General features: G+C 60.6%; 19 protein-coding genes. 11 read left to right on the top strand and 8 right to left on the bottom strand.

Annotated features, from left to right (window positions below; genetic code table 11):
- Window positions 1–76: 76 nt before the first annotated feature.
- A complete protein-coding gene (locus PYR71_RS18955) occupies window positions 77–1,846 on the bottom strand; it encodes an adenylate/guanylate cyclase domain-containing protein (RefSeq protein WP_275620443.1) in 1,770 nt (589 codons plus the stop codon).
- A gap of 77 nt (window positions 1,847–1,923) precedes the next feature.
- Here PYR71_RS18955 and PYR71_RS18950 point away from each other — a divergent pair, with 77 nt between their 5' ends.
- Window positions 1,924–2,187 carry a hypothetical protein gene (locus tag PYR71_RS18950; RefSeq protein ID WP_275620442.1) on the top strand — a complete coding sequence of 88 codons (264 nt, stop codon included), beginning with the start codon at window positions 1,924–1,926 and terminating at the stop codon, window positions 2,185–2,187.
- A gap of 46 nt (window positions 2,188–2,233) precedes the next feature.
- Here the strand turns inward: PYR71_RS18950 and PYR71_RS18945 are convergent, their stop codons facing one another.
- The 5 genes from PYR71_RS18945 to PYR71_RS18925 all read right to left on the bottom strand — a co-directional run bounded on the left by PYR71_RS18945 (window position 2,234) and on the right by PYR71_RS18925 (window position 9,934).
- Entirely contained in the window at window positions 2,234–3,304 is a 1,071-nt protein-coding gene (locus PYR71_RS18945) for an acyltransferase family protein (protein WP_275620441.1), read from the bottom strand.
- A gap of 460 nt (window positions 3,305–3,764) precedes the next feature.
- Window positions 3,765–6,233 carry an adenylate/guanylate cyclase domain-containing protein gene (locus PYR71_RS18940; RefSeq protein ID WP_275620440.1) on the bottom strand — a complete coding sequence of 823 codons (2,469 nt, stop codon included), beginning with the start codon at window positions 6,231–6,233 and terminating at the stop codon, window positions 3,765–3,767.
- Window positions 6,234–6,316: 83 nt separating this feature from the next.
- Entirely contained in the window at window positions 6,317–7,414 is a 1,098-nt protein-coding gene (locus PYR71_RS18935) for a branched-chain amino acid ABC transporter substrate-binding protein (RefSeq protein WP_275620439.1), read from the bottom strand.
- 284 nt (window positions 7,415–7,698) lie between these two features.
- A complete protein-coding gene (locus PYR71_RS18930; protein ID WP_275620438.1) occupies window positions 7,699–9,405 on the bottom strand; it encodes an adenylate/guanylate cyclase domain-containing protein in 1,707 nt (568 codons plus the stop codon).
- 178 nt (window positions 9,406–9,583) lie between these two features.
- Entirely contained in the window at window positions 9,584–9,934 is a 351-nt protein-coding gene (locus tag PYR71_RS18925; RefSeq protein ID WP_275620437.1) for a DUF2200 domain-containing protein, read from the bottom strand.
- A gap of 247 nt (window positions 9,935–10,181) precedes the next feature.
- Between PYR71_RS18925 and PYR71_RS30850 the strand changes: the two genes are divergently transcribed.
- The 4 genes from PYR71_RS30850 to PYR71_RS18910 all read left to right on the top strand — a co-directional run bounded on the left by PYR71_RS30850 (window position 10,182) and on the right by PYR71_RS18910 (window position 14,012).
- Window positions 10,182–10,646, top strand: a complete 465-nt coding sequence (locus PYR71_RS30850; protein ID WP_323115746.1) for an Imm26 family immunity protein — start codon at window positions 10,182–10,184, stop codon at window positions 10,644–10,646.
- Window positions 10,647–10,836: 190 nt separating this feature from the next.
- Window positions 10,837–11,463: a class I SAM-dependent methyltransferase gene (locus PYR71_RS18920; RefSeq protein WP_275620436.1), complete on the top strand. Its 627-nt coding sequence runs from the start codon at window positions 10,837–10,839 to the stop codon at window positions 11,461–11,463.
- A gap of 310 nt (window positions 11,464–11,773) precedes the next feature.
- The gene (locus PYR71_RS18915; protein WP_275620435.1) at window positions 11,774–12,478 is read left to right on the top strand and encodes a carbonic anhydrase; all 705 of its coding nucleotides are present in this window, start codon (window positions 11,774–11,776) and stop codon (window positions 12,476–12,478) included.
- Between the two features lie 4 nt (window positions 12,479–12,482).
- Window positions 12,483–14,012, top strand: a complete 1,530-nt coding sequence (locus PYR71_RS18910) for a SulP family inorganic anion transporter (protein WP_275620434.1) — start codon at window positions 12,483–12,485, stop codon at window positions 14,010–14,012.
- Window positions 14,013–14,093: 81 nt separating this feature from the next.
- Here the strand turns inward: PYR71_RS18910 and PYR71_RS18905 are convergent, their stop codons facing one another.
- Window positions 14,094–15,866, bottom strand: coding sequence for an SLC13 family permease (locus PYR71_RS18905; RefSeq protein WP_275620433.1), 1,773 nt, complete (start codon window positions 15,864–15,866; stop codon window positions 14,094–14,096).
- 559 nt (window positions 15,867–16,425) lie between these two features.
- Between PYR71_RS18905 and PYR71_RS18900 the strand changes: the two genes are divergently transcribed.
- The 5 genes from PYR71_RS18900 to PYR71_RS18880 all read left to right on the top strand — a co-directional run bounded on the left by PYR71_RS18900 (window position 16,426) and on the right by PYR71_RS18880 (window position 20,584).
- The gene (locus PYR71_RS18900) at window positions 16,426–17,598 is read left to right on the top strand and encodes a glycosyltransferase family 2 protein (protein ID WP_275620663.1); all 1,173 of its coding nucleotides are present in this window, start codon (window positions 16,426–16,428) and stop codon (window positions 17,596–17,598) included.
- A gap of 242 nt (window positions 17,599–17,840) precedes the next feature.
- A complete protein-coding gene (locus PYR71_RS18895) occupies window positions 17,841–18,455 on the top strand; it encodes a response regulator (RefSeq protein ID WP_275620432.1) in 615 nt (204 codons plus the stop codon).
- Window positions 18,456–18,820: 365 nt separating this feature from the next.
- Window positions 18,821–19,087: a BON domain-containing protein gene (locus tag PYR71_RS18890; RefSeq protein WP_275620431.1), complete on the top strand. Its 267-nt coding sequence runs from the start codon at window positions 18,821–18,823 to the stop codon at window positions 19,085–19,087.
- Window positions 19,088–19,216: 129 nt separating this feature from the next.
- Window positions 19,217–19,612 carry a DUF1236 domain-containing protein gene (locus PYR71_RS18885; protein WP_275620430.1) on the top strand — a complete coding sequence of 132 codons (396 nt, stop codon included), beginning with the start codon at window positions 19,217–19,219 and terminating at the stop codon, window positions 19,610–19,612.
- A 99-nt stretch (window positions 19,613–19,711) separates the two neighbouring features.
- Complete coding sequence (locus PYR71_RS18880) at window positions 19,712–20,584, top strand: DUF1236 domain-containing protein (protein WP_275620429.1); 873 nt, start codon at window positions 19,712–19,714, stop codon at window positions 20,582–20,584.
- Between the two features lie 305 nt (window positions 20,585–20,889).
- Here the strand turns inward: PYR71_RS18880 and PYR71_RS18875 are convergent, their stop codons facing one another.
- Window positions 20,890–21,429 (bottom strand): GFA family protein, encoded by a 540-nt coding sequence (locus tag PYR71_RS18875; RefSeq protein ID WP_183919477.1) that lies wholly within the window; start codon window positions 21,427–21,429, stop codon window positions 20,890–20,892.
- A gap of 454 nt (window positions 21,430–21,883) precedes the next feature.
- Between PYR71_RS18875 and PYR71_RS18870 the strand changes: the two genes are divergently transcribed.
- Window positions 21,884–23,928: cadherin-like domain-containing protein (locus PYR71_RS18870; RefSeq protein ID WP_275620428.1), on the top strand; the 2,045-nt coding region annotated here is incomplete at its 3' end.

Raw genomic sequence — 23,928 nt, 5'->3', positions numbered from 1 at the left:
GTTCACCCCGCTGACACTGGTTATTGCTCATCTTCGGTGCAACGGGGCAACAGGTTCAAGATCGGACATTGACCCGTCATTGGACGACCCCCGCATTGCGCAGCCCCTCCATGACGAGCTCGAAATCGGCGGGGTTCTTGAAGGGCAAGACTTTGCGACGGTATTCCAAGGAGTAGTCGGGATTGACGCGCAGCACCTCTTGCCACCTCGCACGAGCCTCTTCGAAACGGCCGAGGTGTCCGTAACAGGCGGCCAGAAGCGCGCGCGAGACATCGGTGATGGGGTTGCGGTTCACGCGCTGCAGCAACAGTTCGACGGCCTCTTCGTACCTTCGCAGTTGAAACAAGGCCAAGGCCTGGAAGTGGAGAACGACATCCGGAAAGTACGGGTTCAGGACCCTTGCCCGATCGAAATAGGCGAGCGCCTCCCCGGATCTGCCTGAATAGATGAGTGCCTCGCCGAGGCTGACCTGCCCTTCGGCGAAGTTTGGATTGAGGGCGATCGCACGCTCGGCCTCGCTGATGGCTCTATCGTGTTGTCGCGAATAAAGCGTGACCACACTCAGTGCCCAGTGCGCAACTGGATCGCTATCGTCCCGCGCTACCGCCAGCGTCGCGGCCTCTTCAGCCTGCTCGATCGCGCGCTGCGGCGACGCACTCCACCGGTTCAGGTAATCAAGCCCGTGAGTAAGGGCGAGGAAGGCGTGCGCTGAGGCGAAGTTCGGGTCCAGTTCGACGGCACGTTGCAAAAGGTCGCGGGCGTCGCTGTTGGTCTGCTTCGTCAGCCGGTGCCACAGCTCCCGGCCGCGCAAGAAGCAGTCATAGGCCTCGGGGTGCCGCGTCTGCCCCGGCGCCAGTCTTTTCCGATCGCCCTCTGTCAGGTTGACCGCCAGCGCGTCGACGATCTGCTGCGTGACATCGTCCTGAACCGCGAATATGTCGGTGAGCTCGCGATCGAACCTCTCCGCCCATAGGTGGCCGCCGGTGGTCGCGTCGATGAGCTGCGCGGTGATGCGGACCCTGTTTCCCGATTTGCGGACGCTGCCCTCAAGGACATGCCGCACGCCGAGCTTCGTGCCCACCTCCTGCACTTGGACGTTCTTGCCCTTGAAAGTGAACGACGAATTGCGGGCGATGACGAAGAGCTGCGACAGCTTCGATAGCGCCGTGATGATGTCTTCCGAGATGCCGTCGGCGAAGTAGTCCTGTTCGGCGTCACCGCTCATGTTGGCGAAGGGCAGGACCGCGATCGACAGCTTCGGCACCCCTGCCGCCGGTTGGCTCGTCGCGGTTTCCGAGGTCGCGGCCGCCTTGGTCCCGGCGCTGCCGACTTGCAGCGAATAGACCCGGATCGGCTCAGCGATGTTCTTGAGTTGCGTGCTGCCGAGATCGCTGACGGACAGGTCGAGCCTCGACTTGACCTGGCGATAGGCATCCTCGGACAGGCAGATCGCGCCCGCCGCCGCGACGCCCTCCAATCGCGAGGCGATATTGACGCCGTCGCCCATCAGATCGCCATCGCTTTCCTCGACGACGTCGCCCAAATGGATACCCATCCGGAAGTCGATGCGACGGTCCTGCGGCACGCCGTCATTGCGCTCCACCATGCCGTTCTGCACCTCGATGGCGCAGCGCACGGCGTCCACAACGCTGCGGAACTCGACCAGCGCACCATCGCCGGTTCGCTTCACCACCCGGCCATGATGCACGGCGATCGTCGGATCGATCAGATCGCTGCGCAGTGCCCGCAACCGCGCCAGGATGCGCTCCTCGTCGGCGCCGGCAAGCCGGCTGTACCCGACCACATCGGCGGCCAGGATTGCAGCCAGCTTTCGGGTCTCGCTCATGGCGCCGTCTCCTCGCTTCCACGATAGCAGGGAGACAGAAGGCAAGAAAGAACTTTGAGCCGCTGCTCTGAGCGATCTTGGGTGAGATCGAGTTGGCCGTGGCTCATGTGGACGCAGCCGAGGTGTTGCCCTACGCAATGACTGCCCCTGGCTTCCGGCCGCTCGACGCGGCCGTTCCGAAGCCCACTCAGGATCAGGTCACGATGATATCCATGCTCACCGCGATGTCCGGTCGCCGAGCCTTTCGCAGTAGTTGCCAAATTTTCGCCAAGGCACGCAACATCCCGCGGACAGCTTCTTCTGGCAAGCATATCGGCTCAAACCGCTGGCCGACCGTCTGAAGACTGAGTGAGCATCAGGCAGTATGGCTCCGTAGGGGGCCTTCGCTCACGGACTGACAGGCAGCCGCCGGGGGAATGAGATTCGCTTCAACCGCAGCGCATGCTTTTCCAGCAAATGCCATGAAAGCCAGCCGAGCAACAATGATATCGGCAGGGAAAGGCCGAACACTGTCCACCACGTGCTGTACTGACCGAGGGCATGGTTCATCACCTGCTCCACTGGCCAGCCGTAGAGATAGATCCCGTAGGAGACATCGCCCAACCGGTCGAGAGTCGGCAGCTGTATGCTCGGCGAGGTCACGAAGTAGACAAGCGGATAGGCAAACAACATCGGTCCGTAAGAATAGTCGGGCCAGAAGACAAGGCAGAGCACGCCGAGCGCCGCGAAGATCGACGCCAGGACAACGTTCGGCTGCCGCTTGTCCATCACGAACCAGAGAAGCGAACCGCAGAAGAAGTAGGGCGCGATAAAAGTGAAATCCGTTATCAACTGTGTGTCTGGCCACGGTTGCTCGAAGAAAAGCTGCCAGGTCACGCCCACGGCAAGGGCAAGCGCCATCACCGGCGCTCGCAGAAGCCCGATGGCCATCAACGCCGCAAGGATCAGGTAGCAGAAGATTTCCTGGCTGATCGACCAAAGAGAGCCGTTGGTGAAGGTGGCAAGCCAGGAGATCGCAGGATCATAAAACTGCACTTTCGGCAGTTTCATGCCATAGCTCGGATTGAGCACAGAGAGCACGGTCGTCTCCAGGGGATTCGACCAGCGCAAGTAACGCCTGAGGCCCAGCGGGCTGAACAACGGGCCTAGCACATACACGCTGAGAAGGATGCAGACGACAAGCGCCGGATATATCCTCAGCGCCCGTCGCCAGAGAAAGCCGCCGACGCTGCCGAACCGCGCGCTCTGCGTGACGAGGAAGCCGCTCGTGATGAAAAATGCATAGACCCCGAATATACCAAGAATCTTGTCATCGCCGAGCAAACGCACGAAGGGCTCGTTCGCCTCGGTCTTTTCCGAGATGAGGAAGGCATGCGAGAAGATAACGGTGGTGGCTGCGACGAGCCTGATGATGTTGACGTTTGGGTAAAATGGCTTTGTGACCCCGCGCCCGGGCATGCGATTCCCCGCTTTGACAATTCGGCAGAGCATTAAGGTGGGTTTTGAATGTTGTCACGAGCCGTTGTGCAACAGGGCGCGATAATCTCTGATCCACCGAGATAGGCCTCGGTCAAACCCCTTCGGCAGCTGCGCGCCCCCGTAATGGTCATCGAGCCAGCGGTCGCTATTGCTGCAAAGCGGACAACATGGGTCGCAGTTGCGCCAACAGCAGTCGTTCGTCCGGATTCGGACCAATGACCGCGCCATTTCATGGGCCTGGACAGGATGTTTTAGGCCCGGTCGGCCTAAAATCTGATTCCTAAATTAAAGAGTTAGAGCATGATGTCGTCCGAAAACCGCTCATTTTTCGGCAGCATGCTCTAGCCAGCGTTGCAGGAAGGTCGAGTTGCGACGCTGGCCCGAGGGCTGGTCGACGAGGTTGGTGCCTGTAGAGGTGATAACCCGCGCGAACGTGAGCCTAGGACCCAGGCTTGTGACAAAGTCGATCGAGCGTGTCTCGAAGTGCGGCGGCGGCCTGATCGCGCTCATCGGTAGACATAAGCTCGGGCTCAGCTTCCAATCTCAGGTGCGGCAGTTCGGTGCGAACAGTACGACGGCTGCGGACCAGATTTTCCTTCAGATCGACCACGCGGTAGGTGGCGACCGGATAGGCTATTCCCTTTACCAGGACATGCCCCAGTTCCTCACACTCGATCGTGTCCTTCACTAGCGCAAACGTCTCATAAGAAATGAGCACGGTGCCCGGCGACGCTTCCTGCTCAAGGCGCGAGGCGAGATTCACGGCGCCGCCGATTATCGTATAATCCATCCGGTCCTCGCTGCCGAAGTTGCCCACAGTGCAGTAGTCTGTGTGAATGCCAATGCGGCAGCGCAGCGGTGTTTCAATTCCGACATCGCGCCAGATTTCCCCAAGCGCGCTCATTCGCTTTTGCATGGCGAGAGCCATCTGCACGCAGGCGAGCGCGTCATTCTTGACGCCGCGGGTTTCCGGATCGCCGAAAAACATCAGGATGGCGTCTCCGACATACTTGTCGATCGTCGCGCCGTGATCTGAAGCAATCTTCGACATCTCCGTCAGGTAGTGATTGAGGAGCTGTGTGAGATCCTCGGATTCCATTTTGTCCGTGGTTTCGGTAAAGCCGGCGATATCGGAGAAGCATATTGTCAGCTTCTTCCGCTGGCTGGCGATCCTGACGTCCTGGCGGCCGGTGAATATGGAGTTATACACTTGCGGCGCCAGGTATTTCGCCAGCTTGCTGGAAAGCGCCTCGAGAGCCGCGGATTTCTCGGCAAGGTTTTCCTCCCGTTGCTTCAGCTCGGTGATGTCCGAGTAGACGGCCACCGTGCCGCCAGCCGTGATCCGCCGTTCGCTGATCATGATCCATCGCCCGTCGCGACGCCGCTGCACCCACGTTTCACCAGGGTTGCGATGCCGCGAAAGCCGCTCGGCAACCCACTCCTCGACTCGCCCCTCAGCATCCTTGATGTAGCCGCACTCAGCGGACCGGCGAACAATCTGCTCGAATGTCGTGCCGGGTGTCATTTCCGCCAGGCCGGCGTACAACAGCTCGCGGTAGCGGCTATTGCTCAGCACGAGCCTGTCCTCGCCATCGTACAGAGCGAATCCTTCGGAGATGCTCTCGATGGCATCCACAAGCCGCTGGCGCGCTTCCGCAACCTCGCGCAGGCTGTTTTCCTCCACCTCGACCGCAGTATCCCGGAACAGCCTGAGCGCCCCGGCCATGCGGCCGATTTCGTCGCGGCCTCCGGCGGGCATCTGCGCATGCAGATTGCCGCCCGCGATTGCCAGCATGCCTTGGCTTACCTCTCCCAGACGGGCGAGAAGGCTGCGGTCGACATAGAGCCAGACAACCAGAACCGAACTCAGGAGGCTTAGAAGGGCGGAGCCAAGGACAATGCCGGTGCCGTAGCGCTGGACGACCGAGGCTTCGAGGGCGGACGCGGCAATCTCATGGTTTGCCTTTGCAACCAGGCGATCGACGGCCGCGGTAAGGTCGCCCGATAGCCGACTGTTTTCAGCCAGAAGCTTTTCGCCCTGGGCAAGGACAGCAAACTCGTCCTGTCGTACCTTCGGGATCCCGTTCTCACCGTCGGTCAGCGACTTCAACTCGTCCAACCGTTGTTGGAAGCGGGTTCGCAGCTTTTCGTCGATCTCGGTGGAGACAGTTTCGAGTGCGGCGAGCGACCGGCGCAGCGGAAACAAGATCAGCTTCAGATCTCCCGGCGTAGGCGCGTTGGCAGTTTTGACCAGCGCGTCGTTGACTGCCGATATCTCCTGTTGCGCCCTCTGCTGGGGGATGTAGGCCGCGATTGCCTTGACCAGGTCGCTCGTCGCCGCAGCACGCGCATCGGGTGGTGCGGCCGGATCAGCCACCGCTGCGCGCCACTGGGGAACCTTGGAATTCATCACGACGATACCGGGTGCGACGAGACGCTGACTTGCATTTGTCGTGTCCGATAAGCGGCGCAGCAACTCCTCCTTGCGCTGAACCATGGTAAGGCGAACGGCCACAAGATAGTCGAGAGCATCGACGTTTCGTCGTAGACCAATCACGGCGTCTTCGATTTCAGTCACCGCCGTCGCGCTGAATGCGGTGCCTTTAAGTGCGGCGAGCAACTCTTCGAGACGCCCCATCTCGACTCCGATTGCAGCCGAGACCTCGTTGTGCTGAACCGTGCTGGTCGCCGCCAGCACCGACGGCGCGGTGGAGGCCACCCTCTCAGCCTGGCGCGACAGTTGGAGAGAGGCGAGCGCCGTCGGCACCCGTTCCTTGGTGATGCGATCGACCACGTCGCCGACCTGAAGGAAGGCATAGAGAGCTGCGGCGGTCGCGAGCACTGCGAAGGTGCTGATGCCGAAGAAAGCGAGCAACAAGCGCCCGCGTATGCCGACGCGTTCAAACATGGCGGCAACCGTAACGTCTGGCTTGCGCAGCCACCAAAGTCTGCACAGACTGGTCTAACGCGATCCACCCGGCCGGCGGTTGACTATTCCAGCGGCACGTATTCGCCACCCTTCCAGACATACCAGATCCAGCTTTGAAGGGTGAGGTCGCCCTTGTCGTCGAAATCGACCCGGCCCATTACCGTTTCAAATTGATTACCTCGCATTGAGGCGATGACCTCTTGCGGCCTTAGAGAACCAGCCTTCTTCACCGCCTGCGACCAGACCTGGACGGCGGAGTAACTGAGCAGTGTGTAGCCTGCGGGCTCGAAATTCTCGGCACGGAAACGCTCGACGACTTGAGCCGCCTGAGGGACGCGCCGTGGGTCCGCGCTAAATGTGAACAGCGTACCCTCGGCGGCAGATCCGGCGATCAATGCAAAGTCCTCGCTCGCCATGCCATCGCCTGAGACGAGTTGAAGTGCGTAGGCGCGGTCTCGTGAAGCGCGAACCATCAGCGCGACCTCGGGCAAATACCCACCAACATACAACACGGCGATGCCGTCGCCCTGTAACGCCGAGATCTCGGCCGTATAGTCGTTCTTCCCAGGGGTGAAGGCCTCGTAGATCGCTTCGGTGACACCCCGCTTCTTCAACTGCTTTCTGGTTTCGTCGGCGAGCCCCTTCCCATAGGTGGTGTTGTCGTGAAGGATCGCTATTTTCCTGTCACCCCAATGATCGGCCAAATAGTTGCCGGCTACTACCCCCTGCGCATCGTCGCGACCAATGACGCGGAAAACATTGGCACGACCTTGTTCGGTCAACAGCGGATTGGTCGAACCCGGTGAAATCTGTAGAATTCCCGCGACCTCGTACACCTTGGATGCCGGGATCGAGGCCTGGGAACAGTAATGCCCGACGACGAGCACCACACCGTCAGCCACCAGTTTCTGGGCGGCCGCCACAGCCTGCTCGGGATCGCAAAAGTCGTCGACGGTGATGAGTTGCACCTGCTGCCCGAGCACGCCGCCAGCCGCATTGATGTCGGCCACTGCCATCTCTGTGCCGCGCTGCATCTGCTCCCCGATCCAGGCGAGCGGTCCTGTGACCGGGCCTGCCGCTCCGATCAGGATCTCCGCCCGCGCTGGGCTGCCAAGCGAAACGACAAGCGCGACGATAGCTGCAGTGATGCTGCTGCGCATGGTGTACCTCCTTCACAGCTTACGCCAATTTAGTCCCCGCCGACAGCCCCCCGCAGGCGCCGATATCTCCGCCATTCTGCAATCCCAGCCCTTGTCGGCATGAACTTTGATGTCCGCTTTTCGTCTTGAGTAGTTCAAGGTAACGGCATCTTCGCGCCGGGCTCGCTGACGCGTTTTGTGGCGCGTCCGAAGAAGATTGGCACTGCGATCCAGGCCGCCGTTCTCGCGCAGCGCATGTCCGTTGATCAAGTCCTCGGACGGGTCGGGATTGGCCTCATCCGCTGTCACATCTCAGGCAGGCCGGCCTTTCGGAAGCCGTCGACGAAGTGGTCTCGTACAGTTGCATCGCGCAGCGGCTGGGAGCTGAGCCAATGGGCGATGGTGAAATGAGGGTGGGCGATCAGAAACAATTCTGCTTCTCGCCGCGCCTCCTCGCGGTGGCCCGACTGCGCAAGCGCAGCAGCCAGGAATTTGCGTGAGTTGGTGCGATAGGTTTCTTTCCTGCGGAGCGTAGCGGTTGCCGCCTCATAGTCACGCGCGGCATACTGCGCCTGCCCAAGGTGACAAAGATACCAGCAGGTTGGATGGGGATTGAGCCGCAGGGCTTTTTCGATCTGCGCCAGTCCGTCGGCAATCCTGCCGTCCAGCACGGATATGTCCGACATGGCGGCCCAGGTGTCGGCGTGGTTGGGGTCCAGCTCCAGGGCCTTGGCAAAGGCTGCCTCCGACTCCTCCCATCGCCGCTCATAAGCCAAAATGGTACCCAGGACGTAACGGCAGCCGGCATCGTTGGGATCCAGGTCGACCGCCTTCTGCGCTGATGTCACCGCCATCCGACGGTTAGGATCTTCGGGCTCGCCGAAATGAGTCCAGGCAAGCCAACGGTTATAGGCGAGCAGACCGAGCGCCTCGGCATATGATGGATCGAGCTCAACCGCGCGTTGGAGCAGCATATAGGCCTCACGCTCGGTTTGCGGTGACTCTTCCGTCAGCAGGCGAGCGCGCACACACAGATCGTAAGCCTCAAAGTTCTTCGGCCGATTGCGCGGCGCCGGGATGGTCAGCCGGCCGACGAGGGCTTCAACAATCTTGGCGTTAACTTCATCTTGTAATTCGAAGACATCCTCCACCGTCCTGTCAAACCGGTCGGCCCACACGTGCTGGCCTCCAAGCGTATCGACCAATTGGGCATTGATGCGGACACGGCCCATTGCGCGTCTGGCGCTCCCCTCCAGGACGTAGCGGACGCCGAGTTCCTGGGCGACCAGCCGTACGTCGACCGGCTTGCCTTTGTAGCCGTATACGGAATTGCGCGCGATGACGAACAGGCCAGCCGTACGGGAAAGGTCGGTGATCAGGTCTTCGGTCAAGCCGTCGACGAAAGACGCGTCCGCTTCATCCCCACTCATATTCGTGAACGGCAGTACAGCGACCGAGGGACATTCAGGCAGCGGCAATATGCTCTGCAGCGCATCCGGCCAATGCCATACGTGAACCGGGCGGGTCAGGTTCTTCAGGTAACGTTCGCCTGCATCAAAGAAGCAGTCGTCGATCTTGCCGACGATCTCGCCGTGAACGCTGCCTGAAATGCAGATACCTCCCGGTGCGGCCTGCGTCTCGAGGCGCGCCGCGACATTGACGCCGTCGCCGAGGATGTCTGAACCATCGTCGATGACATCTCCAAGATTGACGCCTATCCGCAAAAGCAGGCGCCGGTCTCGGGAAGCCTCGACCGCAGTGGTGGTCCGTTGCATTTCCAACGCTGCAGCGACCGCATCCACCGCGCTACCGAATTCGATCAGGAATCCGTCGCCCATGACCTTAAAGATGCGACCGTTGTGGCGCATCACAGCCGGCTCGATGACGCCAGAACGGAGTTCCCTGAGATTGGCCAGCGTTGCGGCTTCATCAGCCTCCATCAGGCGTGAATATCCCACCACATCGGCAACGACGATGGCAGCAAGGCGACGCTGAAGAGATCGATCCGTCATGTGAGGACAAGCCTAACGACCGGGTTCATAAGTTATTGCTCAAATACGGGTCAGTCAACAAGTGGCAAGAGGTGATGTCCAGGCGATCTGCACCTCCATCGAGCCGTCATCCTCTTTGTGACCGACGCGAAGCCTGTATTTCTGGCTAACTCTCCAGATGCGGCCAGTCTCCTTCGGGCTATTTTCGCAGGATCTTCTCCATCGCCCTGCCCTTCGCGAGTTCGTCGATCAGTTTGTCCAGGTAGCGGATTTCCCGCATGGTGGTTTCCTGGATCTCTTCCACGCGGACGCCGCAGATCACGCCCGTGATCGACGATCGGGAGGGATTCATCTCAGGTGCCTGCGCAAAGAAGTCCTCGAAGTTGGTGTTCCTCGCCAACTGGTCGTCCAGGGCCTCTCGGCTATAGCCCGTCAGCCAGCAGATGATTTCGTCGACCTCCGCCTTCGTGCGTCCCTTCTTCTCCGCCTTGGCGACATAGTGGGGATAGACGCTCGCGACGCTGACCGAATAGATGCGATGCTTCGTCATGCGTCCTCCTGAATGTTGCAGGTATTTCCCGGCTGAGATGGCTGGGCGACAAACCCATCGATGGCCGACAATGAGCGACCCTCCTGCGGCGCAGGCGCGAGGCAGGTTGGCTCATGGACGCAAACTCTACAGCGCCGCCGGCCATGACCGCAATTGGCGCAATCCAGCCGAAGCCACTCGTCTGCTGTCGGCCCTTTGCGGACTTCTCGGGACCCGCTAAACGTACCGCTGGAACAGCGAGGGCGCGATGGTTAGAGGCAGAAAGCAGAATCGAGGCGATATCGTTAGGATCGACATTGGAAACGGAAAGCAATTTCACGCAGTCGCCCTAACACATCCGCTCTTCGCCTTTCTCGACGGTGTTTTCGAACGTGAAGAACCGGTTCAAGACGTGCGAGATCGAGCGGTTCTCTTTAAGCTATGGGTGATGGAAAGTGCTGCAAAGTCCGGCCGATGGCCCATCGTCGGAAAGGTTGACCTACCCACAGTGTCCGCCTTGGACGGCGCGGTGTTTTTCAAGCAAGATCGGATTTCAGGCAAATTATCAGCGTATGATGCCATCGCGAATGCCGAGTCCGAGCTCAGCTTTGAAGAGGCAGACCGCCTAGAATGCGCTGCTGTTTGGAGCCCCGAGCATGTCGAAGACAGACTTCGAGATCATCTGAACGGCGTCTCGAACAAGTGGTGGGCATCAATGCGGCCCCGAAAATAGCGACGAACTACCTTGTCGGAACGTCTGGTGTTGGCGCATTGCCGCCGGCAGCATTGGCAGTCCGTCGGTGGTGTCTCTGACCTCATTTCTGCTAAAACTGGGGAGTAAATCGGCCGCGATGTCACCAACTGCCGAAGTGTGAAGGGCGCAACGGGCTGATAGGCTCTTGTCTTGAAGGAGGAGCGCTGGGATGAGCACCGACCGGGAGACTGTGCGGTCCTATGATGCGGTCGCGGCGGAGTACGCTGCCGAGGCCGCGGTGATGCCCGGATGGGTCGCGACAGAGATCGATGTGTTCGTGACCGAGCTCCCCGGCTCGGGCAGGGTGCTGGAGATCGGAAGCGGTGGCGGGCGAGACGCACTTGAGCTTGAGAAGCGGGGCATCAGCGTCCGGCGCACCGACGTTTCGATGGGTTTCGTCGAACTGCTTCGCGAAGGTGGCTTCGAGGCCGACCTGTTGGACCCGCTGACCGATGACTTGGCCGACCCGCAGCGTCCCGGCATGCCGTATGACGGGATCTGGGCCTGTGCCTGCCTCATTCATGTCGCGCGCGAGGATTTCGGCACCGTGCTTGGACGGCTTGCCGAGGCGACCCGGACCGGTGGCCGACTGCACGCCTCGGTGAGGGAGGGCGAAGGCGAGGATGTGTCCACACACGGCAGTGCTGCAGCACCTCGGCGCTACGTCGAGACGTACTGGCGCGAGCCTGCCCTGCGGTCGGCACTCACAGACGCCGGCTGGATCGTCAGCGATATACGTCGGTACGTCGGAAGGCCCCATGATCGGTGGCTGAGCGTTCGGGCGAGTCGGCCCTGAGGCAAACAGAACTTACGGGAATGGCGGTTGAGGCGCGACTATGAACTCGAGGTGATCGCCGGACCGTCGGCTTCCGGGCGAAGGCAAAGATCGCCACCTGTGGCCGACATGAGGACGCATTGCTGACCTTGCGTTCCAGCCGATCTCGGCACCCTCCTCACGTGTTGTTGATCGCAGCCCAGCAGCGGCTGGTTGCACTGCACACTTTTTGCTGTTCTTTTCGCACCTGCGAACGAATCGCTTCTGTAACCCGCCGGACGAGAGACATTCCTCCCCAATCCGACGTCCGGCCAGAAAGAGGATCCGAACAATGGGTGATCTCCTGAAAGGTATCTCCAGTTTTCGCGGCGCGGTTTTTCCCAACCAGTCGGCGCTTTATCGCAAGCTGGCGAGGGAAGGCCAGCAACCACAGGCTCTGATGATATCCTGCGCCGATAGCCGGGTGATGCCCGAAACCATCACGCAGGCCGGTCCCGGCGATCTCTTCGTCTGCCGCAATGCCGGCAATATCGTCCCGCCGTTCTCGACGCTCAACGGCGGGGTCTCTTCCGCCATCGAATATGCGATCCTGGCGCTCGGCGTCAGCGACATCGTCGTCTGCGGCCATTCGGATTGCGGCGCAATGAAGGGCCTGTGCCATCCGGAGCTGCTCGAGCCGATGCCCAATGTCGCAGCCTGGCTGCGCCACAGCCACGCCGCACATTCGATCGTCTGCCGGGCCTATCCGGACGACCTGTCCGAAAGTGACCGCGTGCGCGCCGTGGCGATGGAAAACGTCGTCGTTCAGCTCGATCACCTGAAGACGCATCCTTCCGTCGCCGCAAAACTCGCCACAAGCGAGATCACCCTTCATGGCTGGTTCTTCGACATCGAGACCGGCGAAGTTCAGGTCTATGACGGGGCGAAAGCGACTTTCACGATGCCGCAGGAGGGAGAGCCGCTGCCGGTTGCGGTGACCGGCCGCGATCGGCCGCATGTCATGCCGCAAATCGCAGCAATGCTTGCCGCGGAGTAGCGCCATGACAGCAGTGAGCTCCACCTTTTCGCGCGACCTCGCCTCCTCGCTGGTCGTCTTTCTCGTCGCCATACCCCTGTGCCTCGGGATCGCTATCGCCTCCGGCGTGCCGGCGTCGATGGGCCTGATCTCCGGAATCATCGGCGGCATCGTCGTCGGCTTCCTGTCGGGTTCGCCGCTGCAGGTCTCCGGACCTGCGGCCGGACTTGCCGTCATCGTCTTCGGCTTCGTCGAGGAGTATGGCGTCGCCATGCTCGCCCCCGTCCTGATCGCCGTCGGTTTCCTGCAGATCGCCGGCGGGTTCCTGCGGGCCGGCTCCTGGTTCCGCGCGATCTCGCCGGCCGTGGTTCACGGCATGCTCGCCGGTATCGGCATTCTGATCATATTGGGGCAGATTCATGTGCTGATGGATGCCAAGCCCGCTGCCGGCGGGATGGAGAACGTCGCGGCGATCGAGGATAGTCTCGGCCGTCTTTGGGGGACTGGCCTGACGAGCGAGGCAACCGCTTTGAAGGTCGGCCTCATATCCCTGCTTGCGATGGTGTGCTGGGAGAAATGCCGCCCGAAATCCCTTGCGCTCATTCCGGGAGCGCTGGTCGGTGTCGCAGCGGCGACGGTTCTTGCCGCCGCGTTGCAGTTGCCGATCGCGCGCGTCGAGGTGCCCACCTCGCTCGTGGACAGCATCACACTGCCGACCGCGGAAAACTTCGCCCGGTTGCTGGAGCCCGGCGTCATTCTCATGGCGGTGATGATTGCCGTCATCGCGAGTGCCGAAACCCTTCTTTCGGCCGCCGCCGTCGACCGGATGCATGACGGCGTGCGCACCCGGTTCAACAAGGAGCTGTTTGCTCAGGGCGTCGGCAACGGGCTCTGCGGCCTGCTTGGCGGATTGCCGATCACCGGCGTCATCGTCCGTTCCTCGGCCAACATTCAGGCCGGCGCACGCACGCGGGCCTCCGCCATCTTCCACGGGATCTGGATACTGGGCCTGGTAGCGCTGGCGCCAAGCCTCTTGACCCTGGTTCCCTTGTCGGCCCTCGCCGCGGTTCTGCTCGTCACCGGATGGCGGCTGATCAGCCTGCGTCATGTCAGACACCTGTTCGAGCATCATGGATTGGTCCCGGTCGGCATCTGGGCTGTGACCGTCGCCATGGTCGTCCTGCAGGACCTGCTGGTCGGCGTGGCGCTCGGCCTGGCGCTGTCGATCATCGAGATCGTACCCTATCTCAGGCGAAAACTCGCGATCAGGCACGCCGAGATAGACGAGGAAATCCATGTCCAGCTCGGCGGCGCAGCGACCTGCAAGGATGTACCCATACTGCTCAACACGCTCGAGCAGCTGCCCGAGGGCCGCAAGGTCAAGATTGTCAGCGAGGACCTCCATTACCTGGATCACACCAGCGCCGAAACCATCAGCGAATGGCTACGACGCGAGGCAAGGGCCGGTCGGGCCATTGAAATTCATCCGCCGCCGGCGGCGCGCCACCCTCGCCTGAAACCGCTGTTCCAGCGTTTTGCGACCGAAGTCGCCTGATAAAATCTGGGGAGGGCAACCGCCCTCCCCGGGCGCTTGCTATCCATGGCTTTTCAAACCGGCTGCGGCTGCCTTGGTGGCCTATTTCACCGGCCAGACGAAAAGCAGCGCGGGCACGCTGACCAGGATGATCAATGCCGACAGCGGCAGGCCGAGACGCGGGTAGTCGGAGAACTTGTAACCGCCCGGACCGAAGACGAGCGTATTGCATTGATGGCCGACGGGAGTCAGGAAGTCGCAGCCCGCGCCGATTGCGACCGCCATCAGGAAGGCTTCCGGCCTGAAGCCGAGACTGGTTGCAAAGCTGGCGGCGATCGGCGCCATGACGAGAACGGTGGCGGCGTTGTTGAGAAAGGGCGTAACAGCCATGGCGCTGACCAGGATCAGGCCGAGTGCCCCCCATGCCGGCAGGTTCATCGCCACCACACCCAGCCAGCCGGCGATCAAGTCGCTGCCGCCGGAGGTGCGCAAGGAATCCGAGACGGGAATAAGGGCGGCGAGCATAACCAGGATCGGGCCGTCGACCGCTTTATAGATATCGGTCAGTGGAATGGCCCGAAAAACGACCATGCCCAGCGCCGCTGCGAAGAAAGCCACCGGAACCGGCGCGAGGCCGACGGCGGTCGTTGCCATGGCGAGGGCGAGGATCAGCAGCGGAATGAAGGCACGGCGTCGGGTGCCGAGCATCACCTCGCGCTGGGCGAGCGGCAACAGGCCAAAATCCTGCAGAAGTGCGGCCAGGCTTGCCCGGCTGCCCTGCAGGAGGAGGACGTCGCCGACGCCGAGCGTCATGCTGCCCAACCGTTCCTTGAGGCGTTCGCCATGCCGGCTGATCGCCAGAATGTTGACCCCGCGCGTGTAGGAAAGCGCCAGCTCCTTGGCCGAAAGACCAGTGAGGGACGAGTCCTGGCTGACGATCGCCTCGAGCGAAATGATGTTCCTGTCCGGCAGGCCATCTTTCGTCAAGGGCTTGCCGGAAAGCTTCAATTTCCCTTGTGATACGATGCGGTCTATTGCTGCCGAAGGGCCTTCCAGTATCACAATATCGTCCGAGCGGAGCGTCAGATCAGGAAACGGCGCCCTCCTGGTGCCGCCGCGCAGGACGGCCGTGGCGATGACCTCGCCATCGCCAAGCTTCACCAGGTCGCTGAGCGCCCGCTCGAGCAGCGTCGACTGGTCGGTGATTGCGACTTCGCTCGTGTAATTCTTGATCTCGACGACATCTTCGATGGCGTGGTTCTGCTTGGTGCGGCTCGGCACCAGCCAGTGGAAGAACAGGAGAAAGGTGATGCCGACGACCGTCAGGATCGCGCCTGTCGGCGTGAAGTCGAACATGGTGAAGGATGTTCCCGTCATCTCCTGGCGAAGCCGCGATACGACGATGTTCGGCGACGTGCCGACCTGCGTCATCAGTCCGCCAAGCAGGGCGGCGAATGACATCGGCATCAGATATTTCGAGGGAGAAACGCCGGATTTCCGTGCGAACTGAAAGGCGACAGGCATCATGATGGCGAGCGCGCCGATATTCTTGATGAACGCCGAAAGCAGGGCCACGGCGATCATCAGGAGCGCGAGCTGGGTATGAAGCGTGTTCAGGTTCGGGAAAAGCCGCTTGATCGCGGCATCGACGATGCCCGACCGGGCGACGCCCGCACTGACGATCAGGGCGCTGCCAACAATGATGACAATGTCATCCGAAAAGCCGGAAAAGGCTTTTTCCGGCGGCACAATCCCCGTCGCGACCGCCAAAACGAGCGCGCAACAGGCAACGACATCATAGCGGAAGCGATCCCAGATGAAGATCGCCATCATGAGCCCGATGACAGAAAATGCGATGATCTGCTGTGTCGTCATACGGACCTGGAAAGAGGCTGGGATGTCGGCGACAACCGAGCGGACGAAGTTATCCAGGGAACGCCGTTACCTCCAGCCGGTTCCCTGCCTTCCTAATCTAGCGCCTGTGGGCCTCCTGACCAGCCTGTGCGCGAGCAGATATGCGGGCACGCCGGCGCGGCTCCAATAGCAAACATCGCGACATGTTGACGGATCGGGGTCGGACCGACATCCTGACGGCAGCGTGGCCCGCGCCTAACCTCCTGGACCCCGCCAGCATGGCCATCGTTTTCGGACGGGTTGCTGGGCAACTGCGTCCGGGACGTGAACGGCCGCTCAATTCAGCAGGTTGCATCGCGTCGGCATCGGAACCTGACCTCGGCCGCATCGGACTAAAGTCCATTTTGAGTTGTCCGCAACTAAGTTAGATTGCAACGCGATAGCCTGCCGTGCCATGCGTGTACATGGCTGTGCTCCCGCGGAGGATTGAGCTCTGCACAGTCTGTGATCCACGCGCGTGTGTAGGAGGCCCGATGCTAGACGAACCTCCTACATCTGAAACGCAACATTGTTCGACCGCATGAGAGAGCTGGAATATAAGGATCGGAGGGAGACTGGTCATTTAACCCGGCCGCTGGTTTCGGTCGTCATCCCGGCCTTCAATGCTTCCCGTTATATTGAACTCACACTTCGATCCGTCGTGTGCCAGACTTACCAAAACTTGGAGATCATAGTCGTCAATGACGGCTCTACCGATGATACGGCAAAGATGGTCGAGCAAGCGGCGCGGGCAGATTCGCGGATTCGCCTGCTCTCCACGTCAAACCGCGGTGTTGCCGCAGCAAGGAATACCGGTATCCGTGAATCAGCAGGTCGATACGTGGCATTTCTTGACGCGGACGACCTTTGGCATCAGACCAAAATCGAAAAGCAGGTAAATGCTCTCAGTCGCCTATCCCCAAAGTGGGCTGCGGTTTATGTACTGCATTATATCATTGATCATGATGATGAGATCATTCGCTCATGCACCCCCAACGCCGCGAGAGGATATCTCTACGCTCGGCATCTGACATTCAAATATGTCGGCAACGGAAGCTCTCTTCTTGTCCGTCGGGATGTCGCGCTCGAGGTTGGTGGGTTCGATAGCTCATATGCAGCGCAAGGAATTGGCGGCTGCGAAGACCTCGATTTCGAACTCAAGCTGGCCGCGCGCTATCTTATCGAAGTCATCCCCGAGCGGCTCGTTGGATACAGGCAATATCCCGGCAACATGTCGTCCAATCACCTGCAAATGGGCCAAAGCGCTCTGGAAGCTGTGCAGCGCTCACTGGCCGCAAACCCTCAGCTCCCCCGGTACGCAGCCCGAAGCGCGACCATCGCTACTCAGAAATATGCATATTGGGAGTTCCGAAAAGCCGGAAATACACATCTGTCACTTCTAACCCTTTGGTCGATATCGTGGCGCGAGCCAGGTTTCATGGTTCGGCTTGTGCTCGATATGTGCCTGCGCGTGATACGACGCTGTCATCGTCTTGTGTCGAGAACAGCAAATGGTGAAGATCCACGACTATTGAACAGGTCGAAGTTCGACCCGGAAACGGCCCCTTCGTCAGTCGAACGGCCGGATGAGACCGCTAAATTTCGACGTCACCTGATGCGGCTGACCGAGGCGGATGTCAAGCTGAGTTCAACCCTCGAACCCCTATCGAACAGCTTCGCCCCGGTGGCGAAATCACAAGCCATATCTTCGTAGTCGGATGTGAAAATAAGCTATTTGAGTTGGCATCCGAGTGCCGGTCATGTCATGCGATAAGACACGCCCCGAAGGCGCCGCGGGTCAAAATCACCAATATCAAACAAGCCTGAACATAAAGTGTTCAGTCGTTCCTAAGTGTCTCTCTGGACGTTTGCCAAACGCCTGCCATTTCATCGTCGATTGGCCGGCTCACAGACGCCAGATGTTTTCAATTCAATCCAGGAGATGGAGGGTACAGCGTGACAGGCATTACGATAGCGATCGTGGACGACCACCCTCTTTTTCGAGAAGGGGTGAGCCGCAGTCTGTCTGAAATCGAGGATTTCGTCGTTGTGGGCGAAGGGGCAAATGCCGCTGACGCGGCCACACTGGCGGCGCGCCATAGGCCCGACATCCTTCTGCTCGATGTGTCGATGCCCGGAGGGGGAATAGATGCAATTTCCGATATCGTGGTGCGAAGCCCACAGACAAAGGTGATGATGCTGACGGCCTCCGAGGAAATCGAAGCCCTTGTCGCTGCGTTACGGCGAAAGGCGGCGGGCTACGTTGTCAAGGGTGCTGGATCACGCGAACTTGCAGAGGCCATTCGAACGGTCATGGGAGGCGCAAGGTTCGTCTCGCCGACGATGCGCGCCTCGACAAGTCTGTTTGACAGAAGGGCTTCATTGACCCGCCGGGAGATCGAGGTGATGGAACTCGCAGCAGAAGGTCTTTCCAACAAACATATTGGGCGTCGGCTGAACCTGCAGGAGAAAACGATCAAGCATCACATGACCCAAATTCTCTCCAAGCTTGGCGCCAGAAACCGAACTGAGGCAGCGATCCGATGGCGCCAAGGAACCGAGCGAAGATAACGCGAAGGCGCTGAAGGCGCAGGGCAGATCGCCAAAGGTTCGACCTTATCGATCGGTGCCTTATGGTGGCTTCAATAGTTGTTATTTGGCCTCGCTTCCTGCGAGCAATGGCAAGGCTCCGCCCTCGTCCGGACCTCGCTGCCGATATTGGTCGACAGCTGACAAGTCATCAGGAGGTTCCGGCTGGAGTCAGCAATATTGCTAGAACCTCCCTGATGGTCCTTCCAAGAAGAATGAGGAGAATCTAAGCGGCAAAGTGGCGGAGGAAGACGGACCTAAGTCGGGATGGCCAACGCAGGGTGCGCTGCTCATATACGTGTGTGAGGCAACATCAGGTCTGTTGAGGGGCGGAACAGGAGAAGAATATGAGCTTCGGCCCCACCAGTCATGAAGAGCGCTGCTCGGAAGGCCACAGTACGGCATCGACCATCGCGACGATATCGGCTGCCCTTTCCGCCGACCCGGAAATTGACAGCAGCGCGATCGAGATCAGGATGCTCGGCCCGGTCGTGCTGCTCGAAGGCTACATCACGAAAGCGTCAGATCGAGACAAAGCCATCGCGATTGCAGCCATGATCGTAGGCTGGGAGAACGTCCATGACCGGATGCTGAGCCACTTTCCCACGCAGTGAGATGACAACCGATCCCGGCTAAGACCAAGGGGCGGTCATGCCCCGGCATAAAGTCCTAACCACGGAACACTTCCTCCGTTCGGCGGTTCGTTTCCCAGCGGAGCCAACCGCATCGAAGGAGGAAAATCAATGAATATCAAAACAGTAGGAATTACCGCAGGCATGATACTGGCGTCGTCCGTTGCCTTTGCCCAATCGTCGACCGTTACAGGCGCAGCCGGTGGTGCTGCAGCGGGTGCAGTCGTGGGTGGCCCGGCCGGTGCTGCTGTGGGCGGCATTGTGGGTGGAGTTGCTGGAAGCGTCCTTGAACCGCCGCCGCAGAAAGTCGTGACCTATGTTCAGCAGGCTCCCGCTCCGACCAAACGCGTCGTGGTGAAGGAGAAGGTTGTCGTCGGAGAGCCGCTCCCGGAGACCGTGGTCGTAACACCGATTCCAGAAGATCCAAAATATGCCTACGCGATCGTCAACGATCAGCGGGTGATCGTCGAACCTTCCTCCCGGAAGGTCATACAGATCATCCAATGAGAACGGGCGGCTTTCGCCGCCCCTCTCCAACAACGAGCCAAGGTATGCACCGCATGAGAATGCGGTCGTCATCCTGCGCGCAGACCTCGGAGATTGACCATGAAAAGTACCCGTCTCACCATCTTCATCGCGGCACTGTCACTGAGCGTATCGCCGCTTGCATCATTATCAGCCACAGCTCAGCAGGACACCCAGAAGAGCGGCCAGACCCAATCCGGCTCCCAGTCGGACACGCAATCCGGCTCTAGCGCCACCGGCGCCGGCGCCGACTGCACGCCCGACGCATCGGGAGCCTGCCCACAAGGCAAAGGCCAGTCATCGCAGCAGAAGTCCGGTCAAGGTTCGGACACTCAGAAGAGCGCTCAGCAGCCGTCGAACGACAACCCGTCGAAGAGCGGCAGCACGTCCGGCAAGTCTTCGACAGAAACCCAGTCCGGTGGCACAGACGCCAGCGGCGGCGCCACCACCCAACAGAAATCCACCACCAAGTCCGGTGGCACCTATACCGGCGGCGCGGCCGCTTCAGGTTCGAAGAGCAGCACGCAAAATGCCAGACCTGCGGAGGGAACGGGCAGCGCCGGCACCACGCAAAGCGGCGATGCGTCTAAGCAATCGACCGATCAGAACTCATCGACGACGAACAAGAGTTCTTCCGAAACCAACGTCAACAGCAACACCACGACGAACAACCAGACCACTAACACCAAAACCAGCGTCAACATCACCGTCGAACAGCAGACGGAAATTCGCCAAGTGGTGAAGGAGGTCCATGTCGAGCCGGTCAAGGAAGTCGACTTCACGGTGTCCGTCGGGGTAAAAATCCCGAAGAAGGTCCGGCTGCAACCGCTGCCGCCGCGCATCGTGAAGATCGTTCCGCAATATGAAGGCTACCGCTTCTTCATCCTTGCGGACGGCAGGATCGTCATCGTCGATCCCGATGCTCTGACGATCGTTTACATCATCGAGGTGTAACAAGGTTTCCTCCGGCGGCGCCCGCGCGCCGCCGGAATCCCGGACGCAAGCGCCCTGCTCCGGTCGCTCGTTCTCGATGTCGCCGGCAAGGGAGCGAGGAGGCCATCACCCGACAATCCTCCAGAACGATCGAACGTATCGCCGGTGTCGAATGTCTGTGCGCGGCCATACCTGTCACGGCAGGCGCCGCGATATAGGCTTGCGTGATTTCATCTGCGCTGGCAGGGCGGCTGAACAGGTATCGTTGCAGCTCATCGCATCCCGAAAGCCTGACAACCGTAGACTGCTCCCGTGTCTCGAGAACGTCATGCACCGGCAGACAGGTGTTCTGCTCCTTCCACCCCCGCACCGTCACGTCCCCGCACCGCCCAGGAGGCAGTATCGTGATCGGGATGCTGGTTGTTGCTCACCTTGATCGCCGCGGCCCAGTCGGCGCCGTTGGTTTCGGTTGCTCCGGTATTTTCCAGGCCGGTGATCGTCTCGAACCACGTCACCATGTTCTCGGTGCAGGTATTGGCCAGCGGCGGGAAGGCGTTCGGATCGTCAAGCGAACCGATCATCAGGTTGGTGCGGCCGTTTTCGAGGTGGTGGAAAAACAAGGGCGTGCCGCAATTGGCGCAGAAACCACGCTCGACAAGCTCCGAGCTCCTCCAGACGCTCGGCTTGCCGCGCGTCCAGGTCAGCGCATCATCGGGCGCGGCGACGAGCGCGGCAAAGATGCTGCCCGAGGCTTTCTGGCACATACGGCAATGGCAGAGATGCGAGTTATCGAGCATCACGCTTGCATGATAGCGCACGGCGCCGCACTGGCAGCCGCCGCTCACTTCCCTTTCGATGCGTTTCATCTTTCTTCTCCTGAAAGAGGTGGATTTGGCCTCATCCCTTTTAGGTAGTGGTATATTCATCGTCCAGCGTTCATCGCCGCGTCGGATATATCCGCCCAAGGCCATCGAAGCCTTCCCCGTTCGCGTCTTCTGATAGTTGAGAGAGTTCCCGCAGCCGGCCGCGGTGCGGAACTCTTCGGTGTCGATAAACGGGAAGTACAGGTTGCCAATAGAATGTTCACGCAAATAATCACATGCATTGGTGATAACCATATGCATAAGCAAATTAACTCTATTGTATAGTTTACAGCGTTATATGTATTGTATGGCTTACTTTTCGTAAAAATATAATATACCTTCCAGATTGCATGTTTATCCCGCGATTGCGTCGGGACGGGTGGGGGCGCCCGGCTAACAATAACAATTGGGGGGCGAACACTTCCGTTCGTTCGCAGTATCACGGGGGGAATTTGTAATGGCGACTACCACAGTTTCAGGCACGACCGTCACGTTTTCGAATTCAGGTGCGGCAGCCAATCTCACACAATCCGGCACCGAGGACGGCAGCCTTCAGTTCACGTTCGACGTCCTGGGCGCAAGCGGCGGCGGCGTGAAGACGACGATCTATTCGGTGGATGACGGCGTCAAAAACGACGATGGAGGGGCAACCATCGTCGTCACCAACAAGGCGTTTGTCGATTACAACAAGGACCTGCTGATCCAGGACGGCGTGGGCATTAGCTTCAGCGAAACCAGCCAGATGGGAGCAACATTCTGGATCGGCAGTGACAACAAGATCCACTATGACGCAGCCGGTCTAAGCGCGCAGATCAACGCGCTCGACGCCGGAGAGACGTTCAAGGACACGATCCAGTACACGATCAAGATGTCGAACGGCACGCTCAGCGTCGGCACGCTGACGGTTGTGATCAATGGCATCAACGACGCACCGGTCCTCAGCGGCAATGCGGCTACGCTGGCAGGCAGCGAGGACACCCCCTACACGATCAGCGCCGCCGACCTGCTCGCCGGCTTCACCGATGTCGACGGCGACCAGCTGTCGGTCTCCGGCCTGACCGCCAACCATGGCGCCCTGGTCGACAACAACAACGGCACCTGGACCTTCACGCCGGATGCCAACTACAACGGCCCGGTCAGCCTCAGCTATACCGTCAGCGACGGCCATGGCGGCAGTGTGCCGGCAACGCAGAGCTTGACGCTGGCGGCGGTCAACGACGCACCGGTCCTCAGCGGCAGTGCGGCGACGCTTGCCGCAGGCAGCGAGGATACGCCCTACACGATCAGCGCCGCTGATCTGCTCGCCGGCTTCTCCGATGTCGACGGCGACCAGCTGTCGATCACCGGCCTCAGCGCCAACCACGGCGCCCTGGTCGACAACAATAACGGCACCTGGACTTTCACGCCGGATGCCAACTACAACGGCCCGGTCAGCCTCAGCTACGCCGTCACCGACGGAAACGGCGGCAGTGTCCCGGCCACGCAGAGCTTCACGCTTGATGCGGTCAACGATGCACCGGTCCTCAGCGGCAGTGCGGCGACACTTGCCGCCGGCAGCGAGGATACGCCCTACACGATCAGCGCCGCTGATCTGCTGGCCGGCTTCTCCGACGTCGACGGCGACCAGCTGTCGGTGTCGGGCCTGACCGCCAATCATGGCGCCCTGGTCGACAACAACAACGGCAGCTGGACCTTCACGCCGGATGCCAACTACAACGGCCCAGTCAGCCTCAGCTACGCCGTCACCGACGGAAACGGCGGCAGTGTGCCGGCAACGCAGAGCTTCACGCTTGGCGCGGTCAACGATGCACCGGTCCTCAGCGGCAATGCGGCGACGCTTGCCGCAGGCAGCGAGGATACGCCCTACACGATCAGCGCCGCTGATCTGCTCGCCGGCTTCTCCGATGTCGACGGCGACCAGCTGTCGGTCTCCGGCCTCACCGCCAATCATGGCGCCCTGGTCGACAACAACAACGGCAGCTGGACCTTCACGCCGGATGCCAACTACAACGGCCCAGTCAGCCTCAGCTACGCCGTCACCGACGGAAACGGCGGCAGTGTCCCAGCCACGCAGAGCTTCACGCTTGATGCGGTCAACGACGCCCCGGTCCTCAGCGGCAATGCGGCGACACTTTCGGCCGGCAGCGAGGACACCCCCTACACGATCAGCGCCGCCGACCTGCTGGCCGGCTTCACCGATGTCGACGGCGACCCGCTGTCCGTCACTGGCCTCACCGCCAATCATGGCGCCCTGGTCGACAACAACAACGGCACCTGGACCTTCACGCCGGATGCCAACTACAACGGCCCGGTCAGCCTGAGCTACACCGTCACCGACGGCCATGGCGGCAGTATCCCAGCCACGCAAAGCTTCACGCTTGATGCCGTCAACGACGCTCCCGTCCTCAGCGGCAGTGCGGCGACGCTTTCGGCCGGCAGCGAGGACACCCCCTACACGATCAGCGCCGCCGACCTGCTCGCCGGCTTCACCGATGTCGACGG

It is taken from the genome of Rhizobium mulingense, from assembly GCF_029194105.1.
Classification (GTDB): Bacteria; Pseudomonadota; Alphaproteobacteria; order Rhizobiales; family Rhizobiaceae; genus Rhizobium; species Rhizobium mulingense.
The sequence above is the reverse complement of the archived record's forward strand: the minus strand, read 5'-3'. Positions and strand labels throughout refer to the sequence as shown.

Bases quoted from the DNA above. Each gene is read 5' to 3' on its own strand.
- PYR71_RS18955 (WP_275620443.1), bottom strand. From the start codon at position 1,846: ATGAGCGAGACCCGAAAGCTGGCTGCAATCCTGGCCGCCGATGTGGTC.
- PYR71_RS18945 (WP_275620441.1), bottom strand. From the start codon at position 3,304: ATGCCCGGGCGCGGGGTCACAAAGCCATTTTACCCAAACGTCAACATC.
- PYR71_RS18940 (WP_275620440.1), bottom strand. From the start codon at position 6,233: ATGTTTGAACGCGTCGGCATACGCGGGCGCTTGTTGCTCGCTTTCTTC.
- PYR71_RS18935 (WP_275620439.1), bottom strand. From the start codon at position 7,414: ATGCGCAGCAGCATCACTGCAGCTATCGTCGCGCTTGTCGTTTCGCTT.
- PYR71_RS18930 (WP_275620438.1), bottom strand. From the start codon at position 9,405: ATGACGGATCGATCTCTTCAGCGTCGCCTTGCTGCCATCGTCGTTGCC.
- PYR71_RS18925 (WP_275620437.1), bottom strand. From the start codon at position 9,934: ATGACGAAGCATCGCATCTATTCGGTCAGCGTCGCGAGCGTCTATCCC.
- PYR71_RS30850 (WP_323115746.1), top strand. From the start codon at position 10,182: ATGGTTAGAGGCAGAAAGCAGAATCGAGGCGATATCGTTAGGATCGAC.
- PYR71_RS18920 (WP_275620436.1), top strand. From the start codon at position 10,837: ATGAGCACCGACCGGGAGACTGTGCGGTCCTATGATGCGGTCGCGGCG.
- PYR71_RS18915 (WP_275620435.1), top strand. From the start codon at position 11,774: ATGGGTGATCTCCTGAAAGGTATCTCCAGTTTTCGCGGCGCGGTTTTT.
- PYR71_RS18910 (WP_275620434.1), top strand. From the start codon at position 12,483: ATGACAGCAGTGAGCTCCACCTTTTCGCGCGACCTCGCCTCCTCGCTG.
- PYR71_RS18905 (WP_275620433.1), bottom strand. From the start codon at position 15,866: ATGACGACACAGCAGATCATCGCATTTTCTGTCATCGGGCTCATGATG.
- PYR71_RS18900 (WP_275620663.1), top strand. From the start codon at position 16,426: ATGAGAGAGCTGGAATATAAGGATCGGAGGGAGACTGGTCATTTAACC.
- PYR71_RS18890 (WP_275620431.1), top strand. From the start codon at position 18,821: ATGAGCTTCGGCCCCACCAGTCATGAAGAGCGCTGCTCGGAAGGCCAC.
- PYR71_RS18885 (WP_275620430.1), top strand. From the start codon at position 19,217: ATGAATATCAAAACAGTAGGAATTACCGCAGGCATGATACTGGCGTCG.
- PYR71_RS18880 (WP_275620429.1), top strand. From the start codon at position 19,712: ATGAAAAGTACCCGTCTCACCATCTTCATCGCGGCACTGTCACTGAGC.
- PYR71_RS18875 (WP_183919477.1), bottom strand. From the start codon at position 21,429: ATGAAACGCATCGAAAGGGAAGTGAGCGGCGGCTGCCAGTGCGGCGCC.